The following is a 12,986-nucleotide window of genomic DNA, read 5'->3' on the forward strand; positions in this document are numbered from 1 at the left end:
TTGTCTATAAATTTACAAAATGAAAAAAAAAATTTTTATTCTTTTTTCTGGACTTTCTTTTTTTATTTTAAATAGTCAAAGTCTAGATATTCATTTTAATCCATTTATAGCGAGTGAAAATATTGAGCCCATTTGGGTTGGGAGTATAAAACAACAAAATGATGGTAAAATCTTGGTTGGTGGCTATTATGGGGGTACATTTTGTATAGCAAGACTAAATTCTAATGGTACTAAAGATAGTACTTTTGTTACACCGATATATGGAGGAGGAATTTCAGATATAGCCATTCAATCTGATGGAAAAATTCTTGTAGTAGGCAGTTTTTGGATGTCAGGAAATACGGGGCAAAATATATGCAGATTGAATACTGATGGAACTGTAGATACTTCGTTTAATACTGGAAGAGGCACAGATATCTCAATAAAAAAAGTTCTTATACAACCAGATGGTAAAATTATTATTTGTGGGGGATTTTTGAATTATGATAATAAAGAGCACCATAAAATAGCCCGATTAAATTCTGACGGATCTTTGGACGAAAGCTTTAATGCAAATGGATTTATATCTTCAGAGTCTATTGTCAATGATATACTGCTGTTGGAAAACGGTCAAATTCTTGCTGCGGCAACTATTTTTGGAGGCGATGCATCAAACGGGGTTGTTAGGATAAATACAGACGGCACAAAAGATTATTCTTTCAAAACGGATATTCTTAATATGAATCCTGGAATGGTAGTAAATAGCATTGCTTTGCAAAACGATGGAAAAATCTTAATGGCAGGGATATTTAGATTCAATAGTGAAGATTTTAATCAGCCAAATAAGTATCTTGCTCGTTTAGAAAGAAATGGAGAACTTGATTCTTCTTTCCTTATTTTAGACAGAGATAGAGTCGAACATGAGACAGGATCTTTTTTGAAAAAAGTATTAGTAAAACAAGATGGAAGCATTTTTATTGCTGGAGAAATTAGCTTCATTGATGGACACTCTAGACACTATTTAGCAAAATTGGAAGATAATGGAAAAGTGGATCTTAATTTTGAAACAGGAGCTGGTTCGGATGATGTTATTAATACAATTGAATTGCAAAAAGATAGTAAAATTTTAGTAGGGGGCGAGTTTTTAACATATAATAATATACAAAGAAGAGGAATTGCTCGAATTTTTGATGATAAAATACTTTCTGTAAATAATAGTATATTACCGAAATACAATGTTTTTCCGAATCCTGCAACTGACTTTATTAATGTTGACGGTGAAACGGAAATTAAAATAATACGATTAGTTAATATGGACGGAAAAGTTATTTTTCAAAAAAAAATATCTAGTAAAAATTATACATTAAACACTTCCGATTTACCAACAGGAGCATATATGATGCAAATTATTAGTAATGTGGGAGTTGCTAATCAAAAATTTATTAAACAATAATTAATTAAGATTTATGAAACTATTAGAAGGAAAAGTTGCCTTAATTACAGGTGCAACAAGAGGAATCGGAAAAGGAATTGCCGAAGTTTTTGCAGCGCAAGGCGCAAAAGTGGCTTTCACTTATGCAGGATCTGTTGATAAGGCAAAAGCTTTGGAAGAGGAACTTTCTAAAATTACTACTGTTAAATCTTACCAATCTGACGCATCCAATTTTGACGCCGCACAAAAGTTGGTAGACGATGTTATGGCAGAATTTGGACAAATTGATATCTTGATTAATAACGCTGGAATTACTAAAGATAATTTGATGTTGAGAATGTCGAAAGACGATTGGGATACGATTATCAAAGTAAATTTGGATTCTGTATTTAACCTTACAAAAGCGGTGATTAAGCCAATGATGAAAGCTAAATCTGGTTCGATTATCAATATGTCTTCTGTGGTTGGTGTTAAAGGAAATGCTGGACAGGCAAACTACGCAGCTTCTAAAGCAGGGGTTATCGGATTCTCAAAATCTGTGGCTTTGGAGTTAGGTTCTCGTAATATCCGTTGCAACGTGATTGCACCAGGTTTCATCGAAACTGAAATGACTGCTGTTTTGGATGAAAATACGGTTAAAGGTTGGAGAGATGCAATTCCGTTGAAGCGTGGTGGACAGCCGGAAGATGTGGCTAATGCTTGCGTATTTTTAGGAAGCGATATGTCAGGTTATATCACGGGACAAGTGATTAACGTAGATGGCGGAATGTTGACTTAGTCAAGATTTTTTTAAATATTTAGCAGCTTTCGGGCTGCTTTTTTTATATCTTCATTTTATGATAGATTTTCCTGTTACGCTTCATCTTTTCGGAAAAGATATTTTGCTGCATCCCATTACAGAATCTCTTGGGATTTTTGTTGCGATGCGCTATTATACTTGGTTAAAACGAAAAGACACCGAAAAATTTAGTAGTGTCAATTCGCTTTTGATTGTCATTGCAGCAACTTTTGGCGCCTTAGTTGGCTCGCATGTTATTGGCTCTTTAGAAAGACCTTTGGACTTAATGAAAGCACCAAAGACCTTGGCTTACATTTGGTTAAATAATACAATTGTTGGTGGTTTGGCTGGCGGATTAATCGGCGTCGAGTTAATGAAAAAAATTATTGGTAAAAAAGAGAGTACAGGCGATAGAATGGTCTATCCATTGATTGTTGCAATGTTTATTGGCAGAATTGGCTGCTTCTTTACAGGTATTTATGAGGAAACTTACGGACTTCCGACAGATACGATTTTCGGAATGCATTTAGGGGACAAATATTTACGTCATCCAGTTGCGTTGTACGAAATGTTTTTTCTGTTGGTTTTATTTATTTTCATTAAATATTTGCAGCGAAATTATACTTATAAATCAGGATTTCTATTTCAGGTTTTTATGTTAAGTTATTTTTCTTTTCGCTTTCTGTTAGACTTCATAAAACCGAGATACAATGTATTTTTAAATTTAAGCACAATTCAAATTGTGTGTTTATTGGTGATCATTTACTATATTTATTTAATCAAAAAACAGAAACCAATTAAAAAATTAAGCTATGATATTTCTTGAAGGTGGTAATTTTGGTGGCGATTTAGCCATATTCGGCATTATTTTTCTTATCTCGGGTGTAGTTACATTTTGTGTTTCAATATTATATGCTCTTATTTTAGCAATGATTGCAGCTTCCAATAGAGACAAAAAATACGAATTTAAGTATCCGCTTTATGGAATTCTTCTAGGACTTTTAATTTTTACCGCAGGAGGATTTATTTGTGGTTTCCAATTATAAAACAAAGTTATGCCAGTAAGAAATTATACTTATTACGATTATACGATAAGCCTTTGTCCAGAATGTTTGAAGCGCGTTGGCGCCAAAATTATCATTGAAGACGATTTGGTTTTTATGACAAAACGTTGTCCTGACCATGGATTTTTTAAAACTAAAATCGCCACCGATGTTGAGTATTATAAAAACATCAGAAATTATAACAAAGCCTCCGAAATGCCTTTGCATTTTGGGACAGATGTTGCGTATGGTTGTCCTTACGATTGCGGATTGTGCGTAGATCATGAGCAACATAGCTGCTTGTCAATTGTAGAAGTTACAGATCGATGTAATCTCACTTGTCCGACTTGTTACGCAATGTCTTCGCCGCATTACGGAAGTCACCGAAGTTTGGAAGAAATCGAAGCGATGTTCGACACGATTGTAAGAAACGAAGGCGAGCCCGATGTTGTACAAATTAGTGGTGGAGAACCAACCATTCATCCAGAGTTTTTTAAAATCATGGATATTGCCAAGTCGAAACCGATAAAACATTTAATGTTAAATACCAACGGAATCCGAATTGCCAACGATGCTGGTTTTGCGGAAAAATTGGCAACTTACGCACCTGAGTTTGAGATTTATCTTCAATTTGATTCTTTTAAACCAGAAGTTTTGGAAGATTTCAGAGGAAAAGATTTGACGGATGTTCGCATGAAAGCTTTAACAAAATTGAATGAATTAAATCTTTCAACAACCCTTGTAGTTGTTTTGCAACAAGGTAAAAATATTGATGAAATTGGAAAAATCATTGATTTTGCTTTAAAACAAAAATGCGTCCGAGGAATTACCTTCCAACCTGTAGAAATTGCGGGACGAAATCGTGAAGATTCGGCAGGCGAAAAAATTACATTAACAGAAGTTCGACAAGAAATTTTAAATCAGTTTCCAGCTTTAAATGCTGATGATATTATTCCCGTTCCGTGTAATCCAGATGCTTTGGCAATGGGATATATTTTAAAATTAAATGATGAAATTATTCCTTTAACTCGCTACATCAATCCAGCTGATTTACTGAATAATGAGTCTAAAAATACCATTGTTTACGAACAAGATGAAGGTTTGAAAATGCAACTCATCGATATTTTCAGTACTGGAATTTCGGTGGATAAAGTTCAGCCAAAAGTTAATCAATTATTATGTTGTCTCCCCGAAGTTGTTGCACCAGATTTGGGTTATGACAATTTGTTTAGAATTATAATCATGAATTTTATGGATGCTCACGATTTTGATGTTCGTGCGGTTAAAAAATCGTGTGTCCATATCGTGGATAAAGATTTAAAAATGATTCCTTTCGAAACCATGAATCTCTTTTACCGAGATGACAAGAAAAAATATTTGGAGGAATTAAGAAACGATACGAGGGTTTTGTTTTAAAAAGAAAAACCTTTTAACAAACAATTTAGTTAGCATAGCAGAAAGATAAAATGGATATTCAAGAATTTGCAAAGGAGTGGATTAATGTATGGAACTCCCATAATTTGGAGAAAATCTTAGAACATTATTCCGATGATATTGAAATCACGACACCAATGATAAAAATGGCAACTGGCAATGACAGTGGAACTTTAAAAGGGAAACAAAATGTTGGTGAATATTGGAAAAAAGCCTTACAGAAAATTCCAGATTTAAAATTTGAGCTCTATGATGTTACAAAAGGAGTGAATTGTGTAGCTCTGTATTACAAATCAATCTTAGATAAAAATGCCATCGAATGGATGTTTTTTAATAAAGAAAATAAAATCTGCAAAATGATTGCGTGCTATACTGAATAAATGCGAAGAAAAATAGTATATAATACTGTATTCGGTTAATGTTTTTCAGTATAAATTAACTTTGTGGTCAAAAAAGGCTTTGAAAATTTTCAAAAGCCTTTTTACATCATTTGTGTGTGTTTTTAAAACCGTTTTGTTGTGGCAAATGTATTATTAATTCTGATGCGAGTAAATGAACCTGGGTTAACTAATTCGCTTTCGGATTCTGCTTAAAGCTTGTGGTGTAACGCCAATATATGAAGCAATATATTTGAGTGGAACTTTCTGCAACAGATTTTTATCTTTTTCTAATAAATAAAGATAGCGCTGTTCTGCAGTTTCTGTCAAAAAAGAAATTTCGCGTTCTGCTTTTCTAAGATAAAGTCCCTCTGCTGCAATTCGTCCAAGGTAATTCCCAATACTTGCATGCTGGTGAAAATATTTAAAACTTTCGTATGAAGAGCGCCAAAGACTAACATCTGTTAATGCTTCAATATTGTATGGACTTGGTTTTCTTGTTAAAAAGGACTCGTAAGCACTAAAATAATTATGTTCAAATACAAAATTTAAGGTAATTTCTTTGTCGTCTTTTTCGATATAGTAACGCGCAATGCCTTTTGTAATCACGGAAAGATAGTCTTCAACATCACCTTGTTTAATGATAAGATCGCCTTTTTTATAATCTACTTTTTCAAGTCTTGGCTCATATATTTCCCAATCATCATCACTCATTTTGATGCCGGCTAACTCAAGATATTCGCGGTATGTAATCATGTTATTGATTGTTTAATAATAATTAAATTTTGTTCAGTAGATTACCTAACAATTTGTAAGCCATAAACTTTTGTTAAAATAGGGGACTTTTGAAGTTAATAAATCATATTTGGGCATTATTGTAATATTTTCTGTTGATTTTTGTATTGTTTTTAATTTTGTTTCTGAAAAAACGGTCTTGTTGTTAATATAAAACTTTTCGTCATAAATGATTTATTTTATTTTTGCATTAATTTCTAAAGCTATTATTGAAATTTCGAATGATGATTAAATCCTTAGCTTTGCTCATATTTTATTAAAATGATTAAAATTAATAATATGACTTTTCAGAGTCCACTTTTTGTTTTTGCCTTAGAAAGCGAAGCTGGTGGACATTTTGGAAAAGATAACAAAGTCTTTGTTGGTGTCGGGAAAGTCAATGCAACTTACTATTTGACCAAAGCGATTGCGAAATATCAACCAGACATTATCATTAACCTTGGTACAGCTGGAAGTACAGTTTTTGACAGAGGAAGCGTTGTTTGTTGTATGCAGTTTATCCAACGTGATATGGAAGTTTCAGCTTTGGGATTTTCAAAATTTGAAACACCTTTTGAAAATTCGGCGATTATTTTGGATAATGGAATTGCATTGTCAGAGCTTCCAATCGGAATTTGTGGAACTGGTGATCAATTCGAAATGGAACATAACAATCACGAATATAATGTGATAGAAATGGAAGCTTATGCTTTGGCAAAAGTTGCAAAATTGGAGAATATTCCTTTTTTAGCTTTAAAATATATTTCTGATGGCGCAGATGGCAATGCTGTTGATGACTGGAATCTTGAAGTCAAAAAAGCATCCGAAGCTTTGAGTAAGGCTTTAGGTAGATAAAAAAACGGTCAAATTATTTTGACCGTTTTCTATTTTAAAACTTCATTATCGAATCTAGCTCTTTAAGATATTCGTGAGCAGTTAAATCAAATTTGACAGGAACAATTGATATGTAGCCATCAGCTAAAGCCGTTTCGTCAGCGTCTTCAGAATGATCCATATTGTTAAAATATCCAGATAACCAATAGTATTTTTTTCCATGTGGGTTAACGCGCTCATCAAAACTTTCTTCCCATTTTGCATGAGCTTGTTTGCAGACTTTTACACCTTTTATCTCGTCTTTAGGAAGTTTAGGAATATTGACATTTAAAACAACTCCCTTTGGAAGCGGATTGTCAAGAACTTTTTTAACAATAGCTTGAATATATTCTTTGGCTTGCGTAAAATCTGCATCCCAAGAAAAATCCAACAACGAAAATCCAATGGCTTGTAAACCCTCTACACCAGCTTCTACAGCAGCTGACATCGTCCCCGAATAGATAACGTTAATGGAAGAATTAGCACCATGATTAATCCCTGAAACCACGATGTCTGGTTTCCTAGTTAGAATCTTATCCAAAGCGAATTTTACACAATCAACAGGTGTTCCGCTTAATGCATAATCTGTTTGAGGACCATCAAGATTGATTTCTTCGTAGGTCAGGGTTTGGTTAATGGTAATGGCATGACCTTTTCCGCTTTGAGGCGAATTGGGAGCAACGACAATAACTTCACCAATTTCGTTCATAAAGTTTACCAAATTTCTAATGCCAGGCGCAGTTATGCCATCGTCATTAGTCACTAATATCAAGGGTTTTTTCATAATTGTAAAAATAAATAATAGTTGGGCATCTTGACAAAATAAAGCCCATTTTTAAAGAATTATACAAAATTAGATAAAATATAGCAGTCGAATAAAAATAAGGTATTAAATTTGATGTGACTTGGACTTATGATTTCGAATAAAATTTGCAATCATTTGTAACATTTAGTAAAAGCTAATTACCAATATTTTATCATTTAAGTAATCTCTATGTTTAAAAATTTTAAATGGAACAGAATCTTCATGTTTGCGCCTCTTATGACGCTGATGTTTTGTTTCAACGCGCCACAAAATGATGACGAAAAAATGCAAACCATTATGGTGAGTGTCAAAAACACTTTATCCTATTTGCATTACTCTCCAAAACCAATTAACGATGCTTATTCCGCAGAAGTTTATAATAAGTTTTTTGAGTCTGCTGACCCAGATAAAAGAATCTTTTTGCAATCTGATATGGATGAGTTTTCCAAACACAAAACAAAACTTGACGATTATCTTAATAATGGTGATTTGACGTTTTATAAATTAACTACTGATAGGCTGTATCAACGTTTGGATGATATTGATAAGATGACACAGGATATTCTTAGCAAACCTGTTAATCTTAACGAAGACGATTCTATGATTCTTGAGCCAAAACTTAAAACCAATCCTGCTAATGCTGCTGAGCAAAAAAAGGAGTGGAATCGTTTTGTTAAATATTATATTTTAAGAGAAATCGAAACGCTTAATAACAAGGAAGAATCTCAAAAGAAGAGAAAAGATTCTTTAGTAACTAACAAGCTAAAAGATACTGTTAAATTAGAAATTTTGACAGCAGATCAAAAGCGTATCAAAGCACAAGACGAGGCTAAAGACCAAATTACTGACATGTTCCGTCGTTACAAAAAGAGAAAGAAAAACGATTGGTTTACAGTTTATATGAACGCTTATACCGAAGTATTTGATCCACATACTAATTATTTTTCACCAAAAGATAAAGAAGATTTTGACACAAGTTTTACTGGAAAAATCATTGGTATTGGTGCTTTAATTCAGGAAAAGAAAGGAAATCTTTATTTGGGAGATTTAACGATTGGCGCACCAGCTTGGAAGTCCAAACAACTTGCAAAAGGTGATAAAATCCTTAAAGTTAGATCCAAACCAAAAGAGGATCCAGTTAATGTTGTTGGGATGTTAACAGAAGAAGCTGTGCGATTAATTCGTGGCGAAAAAGGTACACCAGTGACTTTAACTGTTGAGAAAACGGATGGTACCATAAAGGATGTTACTTTAATTCGTGAAGAAGTTGCGATAGAAGATACTTATGCAAGAAGTTCGATTATTAATTCGCCAGGAGGGAAGAAGTATGGCTATATCTATCTTCCAGGATTCTATGCGGATTTTGAAGATTCTAAAGGTAGAAATGCATCAGACGATGTTAAGGCCGAACTTCTAAAACTTAAAGCTCAAAAAGTTGAAGGAATTGTTCTTGACCTTAGAAATAATGGGGGAGGATCGCTAACAGAAGTTGTCGATCTTATGGGATTATTTGTTAACGCAGGTCCTGTGGTACAGGTTAAAGATGGAAACGGAAAAATAAATGTTCTAAGTAACAAAACGAGTTCTCCAGTGTGGACAGGTCCTTTGGTATTAATGCAAAACGAATTGTCTGCTTCTGCTTCTGAGATTTTGGCTGGTGCAATGCAAGATTATGGTAGAGCAGCAATTGTTGGATCACCACAATCTTTTGGAAAAGGAACAGTGCAAACTTTTGTATCATTAAATAGATTCTTAAATTCTAATGAGGATTATGGCGATCTTAAATTAACGATTCAGAAATACTATAGAATTACAGGAGAATCTACACAACGTAAAGGTGTTGAATCGGATGTTAAAATGGAGGATTTGTACACTTATGCAGAAATCGGTGAACGTTATGATCAGTTTGCTTTGCCTTGGGACAAAATAGCACCAGCAAAGTTTACTAAATTGAGAGATATTCATGCTGCTGCAATCCAACAATCGATTAATGCTAAGATTAAAGATAATATCAATTATCAAAAATTAATCGAATCTGCTAAATGGAGAGAAGCACTTTCTAAAGAGGAAAAAATAACGCTAAATGAGCAAAAATATTTGGCGCTTATGAAGGAGAGAAAAGCGCAGATTGAGAAGTTCAAGATTTTGGATAAATATGATAATGGCCTCAAAATAACATTACATGCAGATGAAGCTGCTCGTGAGAAAAAAGATGAGGCTTTTGCTAAGAAATCTGAAAACTGGATCAAAAACCTTCAAAAAGATTTCTATCTTAAAGAAACTTTAGACGCCTTAGAACAATCATCTAAATAATGATAAAAGCGCTCAGTAATGGGCGCTTTCGTTTTTATAATAATTCTCTATTTTTGAGTAAAATAAAAATTATGAATATTAAAAGTATTTTGTTTTTTGCGATCCTTGGTTTTGGTGTTTTGTCCTGTAAAAAAGAAGCGAATTTAGAGCCAAAAGTAGAAAAACAGGAATTGGCTACATCGCCAGCTAAAGATGTAAAAATTGGTGTTATTTCGGTGCCAGATGACAAAATCGGAATTGGCTGCCAGACAACTTATTTTCGTAAGGCGAAAGAGCTTAATGATTTGATTTTTATGCAAGCTGGCGCACCAGATGAAAAAGGCTGGATTAACTTTTTAAATATTGATGGAAAGCAAATTGAATTTTACACAACAGATGCAAGTTCAGAAGAAAATGGTGAAAATATGTTCACTATTAAATTAGAAAATGATGATTACCAAGTGATAATCGATGCTACTATAGGCGAAGTTAGTATTGACAGTGACACGGCGCAAGCGCATGGTGTAATTAAAGTTATCAATAAAAAAACAAAGGCAACAGGCTCAGCAGAATTTGAGGGTGGAACAGGTTGTTAAATTGTTTCGTTGTAAAAAAATATAACAAGGAACTTCATTATTGAAGTTCCTTTTTTATTAACAAAAAAAACACCTACTAATTAAAGTAAGTGTTTCATAAAGAAGCTCCCCATACTTTCAAATTATCGAACCAATTAATAGAAGATACAAAGAAAATCTACGAATTAAAGGGCTTTATAGCAGTTTCAAGTTTGAGCCAAATTCTGACGGCTTCGTAGAAGAACTTAGTATGCTCCTAAGATTAGTATCCAATAATAGACTTGAACCATAGAAATCAAGACTTACCAAAAAAGGTAAGAAAGTAGAGAATGTGTAACAAAAATTTATTGTTATGGATAACGAAAAAAGTTTACAAAACTTAACATTTGCAGAGCCTTTTGATAACATACGTCATTTGCTACAAACCAACTACGTAACACACGAGGATTTATCAAAATTAAATCAACGAGAAAAGCAGTTATTGGTTTTTGAGGTTAGCCAAAGATTAGATGAATTGGCTCGTGTTGATAGACAACAGTACATTAATGAAGCAAAAAAGTATGAGAATGTGCTTGAAGAGAAAAGCAGAAACAGAAATTGGGATGCCAATCACATCCGAATTAAAAACTATGTTGAAGAACATTTAAAATCATACGATCGCTTGCCATCTATTACTGAAATGGCTTCCGAAATTGGACTTTCTCGGCAAACAATTTCAAAACATTTAGCAGAGTTTGAAATGGGGGATTATATGAAAGAAGAAATGCAAATGTTTAATTTAATGTTTAGTGATTTAATGGCTACTCTCTACAATACTGCCAAAGATGGAGATGTAAGTGCTATTAAACTTTATGCAGAGATTTTGGAAAAGAGAAATGTGGGTAGTAATACAGTCAATATCAAAAACCAACAAATCAATGTAATGCTGAAAGAACTTTTTGCAAAAAATTTGAGTAATTCCTAACTGAAAACTTGCCTTAAAAAGCTGTTAATCATATATTTACACAACGATATTAAAATTAAAATAATGATTAACAGAAAGTTATATACACTTGGATATGGGAATTTGTCCTTGAAGAATTTCATTGAAAATTTACAGAAAAATGAAATCCAAGTATTAATTGACATCAGAACAAATCCAAAATCAAGATGGATGCCGGAATACAATCGAGCAAGCTTATCAGCGTCATTGCAAGAAACAGGAATTAAATATGGCTTTCAGGGAGACTCATTAGGGGGGAAACCAAAGGATACGAATCTTTACACAAATGGTAAGTTGGATTATTTAAAAATCCGAAAAACTTTAAAATATCAGCAAGGTTTGGAATACCTCGAGAAAGGGATAGAGTTAGGACTTAGAATTGCCATTCTTTGTGCAGAGCAGGATTTTAGGGTGTGTCATCGTTATACTCTCATAGGAGAAGACTTGCACCAAAGAGGTTATGAAATTCTGCATCTTGACCCAAAAGGTGAACCTCAACCCCATCAAACAGAGCTTTTTTAAAGCTTTTTTTATTTTTCATAAAATTTAAGTCTTTTAAACATTCCTCTAAAAAAATTAAATTTCAAAGCCGATGCAAAAATTCGTGGCATATTACAGAGTCAGCACACAAAAACAGGGAAATTCGGGTCTTGGATTAGAAGCACAGCGAACCGATGTAAGTAAATTCATAACGAAAGGCGGAGAACTGATTGCGGAGTTTCAGGATGTAGAGAGTGGAAAGAAAAACGACCGTCCAAACCTCATCAAAGCAATTGAGGAATGCAAAAAACAGGGAGCGACTCTACTCATTGCCAAACTCGACCGATTGAGCCGGAATGCTTCATTTATTTTTACGCTTAAAGATGCCAAAGTGGATTTTGTTTGTTGCGATATGCCCAACGCAAATACGATTACAATCGGAATTATGGCAGTTCTTGCACAGGACGAGAGAGAACGTATCAGCCACCGAACGAAATCGGCATTAGCAGAATTGAAAGCGAAAGGAATAAAATTGGGTACTCCCGAAAATATGACCATCGAAGCGAGAGCGAAAGGATTGGAAGCACGAAAACAAAATGCACTCCAAAACGAGAACAACCGAAAAGCAACGGCTCTTATAATTTCGATGAAAGAAATTGGAAGAAGTTTTGCCCAAATTACAAGAGAGTTAAACGACTTAGGATTTAAAACAAGGACAGGAAAGGTATTTCAACAAAATCAGGTTCAAATTCTTTACAACAGGTATCAACACAACAATTCTATCTAATCCTCAATAATCATTTAACGGCTCAATTTTCAATATTTAACCACTTTTTGGTCTTTCTTATACAATATCTTATCGGAGATATTTCAGTCAAATTTTGAAGTTAAAACAACGAGATTATTTTTATCAATTAATTGGAAACTATTATATTTACACGGAAATTTTTAAAATATTGAAAATAAAAAATTAAGACAATTTTATAACATATAATCAGCGTTAGCTATTATTTGAGTATCTCAAAATCGCCAATTTAGAAACACTCTACAAATAATAAGTGAACGCTCACGTTAAGGCGTGGGCTATTCTTATTTGGAGTGTGGGCGTTTGGCGATGCCTGAGAACTGATAAGCTCTTAGTCCCACGCTGTTTTTATTAAAC

At 33.6% G+C, this 12,986-nt stretch carries 14 protein-coding genes; 12 read left to right on the top strand and 2 right to left on the bottom strand.

What is annotated here, in order from left to right:
* Positions 1-19: 19 nt before the first annotated feature.
* Genes Q1V95_RS10410 through Q1V95_RS10435 form a run of 6 tightly spaced genes read left to right on the top strand, consistent with a single transcriptional unit; the run spans position 20 to position 5,046 of the window.
* Positions 20-1,432 carry a T9SS type A sorting domain-containing protein gene (locus Q1V95_RS10410; RefSeq protein WP_300673459.1) on the top strand — a complete coding sequence of 471 codons (1,413 nt, stop codon included), beginning with the start codon at positions 20-22 and terminating at the stop codon, positions 1,430-1,432.
* A 13-nt stretch (positions 1,433-1,445) separates the two neighbouring features.
* Complete coding sequence (gene fabG, locus Q1V95_RS10415) at positions 1,446-2,189, top strand: 3-oxoacyl-[acyl-carrier-protein] reductase (protein WP_300673462.1); 744 nt, start codon at positions 1,446-1,448, stop codon at positions 2,187-2,189.
* Positions 2,190-2,247: 58 nt separating this feature from the next.
* On the top strand, positions 2,248-3,015 hold the full coding sequence (locus Q1V95_RS10420) for a prolipoprotein diacylglyceryl transferase family protein (RefSeq protein ID WP_300673464.1): 768 nt from the start codon (positions 2,248-2,250) through the stop codon (positions 3,013-3,015).
* Positions 3,002-3,235, top strand: a complete 234-nt coding sequence (locus tag Q1V95_RS10425; protein WP_300673466.1) for a hypothetical protein — start codon at positions 3,002-3,004, stop codon at positions 3,233-3,235. The genes Q1V95_RS10420 and Q1V95_RS10425 overlap by 14 nt, the downstream gene beginning before the upstream one ends.
* Positions 3,236-3,244: 9 nt before the next feature.
* Complete coding sequence (locus tag Q1V95_RS10430; RefSeq protein ID WP_300673468.1) at positions 3,245-4,648, top strand: radical SAM protein; 1,404 nt, start codon at positions 3,245-3,247, stop codon at positions 4,646-4,648.
* Between the two features lie 50 nt (positions 4,649-4,698).
* The gene (locus tag Q1V95_RS10435) at positions 4,699-5,046 is read left to right on the top strand and encodes a nuclear transport factor 2 family protein (RefSeq protein WP_300673470.1); all 348 of its coding nucleotides are present in this window, start codon (positions 4,699-4,701) and stop codon (positions 5,044-5,046) included.
* A 183-nt stretch (positions 5,047-5,229) separates the two neighbouring features.
* Here Q1V95_RS10435 and Q1V95_RS10440 read toward each other — a convergent pair whose 3' ends face one another.
* Entirely contained in the window at positions 5,230-5,799 is a 570-nt protein-coding gene (locus Q1V95_RS10440) for a Crp/Fnr family transcriptional regulator (RefSeq protein WP_300673472.1), read from the bottom strand.
* Between the two features lie 318 nt (positions 5,800-6,117).
* Between Q1V95_RS10440 and Q1V95_RS10445 the strand changes: the two genes are divergently transcribed.
* On the top strand, positions 6,118-6,672 hold the full coding sequence (locus Q1V95_RS10445; RefSeq protein ID WP_300673475.1) for a nucleosidase: 555 nt from the start codon (positions 6,118-6,120) through the stop codon (positions 6,670-6,672).
* Between the two features lie 34 nt (positions 6,673-6,706).
* On the opposite strand, the gene surE is transcribed toward Q1V95_RS10445, so the two are convergent.
* The gene (surE, locus tag Q1V95_RS10450) at positions 6,707-7,474 is read right to left on the bottom strand and encodes a 5'/3'-nucleotidase SurE (RefSeq protein ID WP_300673478.1); all 768 of its coding nucleotides are present in this window, start codon (positions 7,472-7,474) and stop codon (positions 6,707-6,709) included.
* A 210-nt stretch (positions 7,475-7,684) separates the two neighbouring features.
* Here surE and Q1V95_RS10455 point away from each other — a divergent pair, with 210 nt between their 5' ends.
* From Q1V95_RS10455 to Q1V95_RS10475, 5 genes are all read left to right on the top strand, one after another.
* Positions 7,685-9,808 (top strand): carboxy terminal-processing peptidase, encoded by a 2,124-nt coding sequence (locus tag Q1V95_RS10455; protein ID WP_300673480.1) that lies wholly within the window; start codon positions 7,685-7,687, stop codon positions 9,806-9,808.
* A gap of 71 nt (positions 9,809-9,879) precedes the next feature.
* A complete protein-coding gene (locus tag Q1V95_RS10460) occupies positions 9,880-10,383 on the top strand; it encodes a hypothetical protein (protein ID WP_300673482.1) in 504 nt (167 codons plus the stop codon).
* A gap of 331 nt (positions 10,384-10,714) precedes the next feature.
* On the top strand, positions 10,715-11,326 hold the full coding sequence (locus tag Q1V95_RS10465; RefSeq protein ID WP_079667500.1) for a hypothetical protein: 612 nt from the start codon (positions 10,715-10,717) through the stop codon (positions 11,324-11,326).
* A 63-nt stretch (positions 11,327-11,389) separates the two neighbouring features.
* Complete coding sequence (locus tag Q1V95_RS10470) at positions 11,390-11,866, top strand: DUF488 domain-containing protein (RefSeq protein ID WP_300673486.1); 477 nt, start codon at positions 11,390-11,392, stop codon at positions 11,864-11,866.
* A gap of 70 nt (positions 11,867-11,936) precedes the next feature.
* Positions 11,937-12,611, top strand: coding sequence for a recombinase family protein (locus Q1V95_RS10475; protein WP_079667502.1), 675 nt, complete (start codon positions 11,937-11,939; stop codon positions 12,609-12,611).
* Positions 12,612-12,986: the final 375 nt, after the last annotated feature.

It is taken from the genome of Soonwooa sp. (assembly GCF_030151385.1).
Taxonomy (GTDB): domain Bacteria; phylum Bacteroidota; class Bacteroidia; order Flavobacteriales; family Weeksellaceae; genus Soonwooa.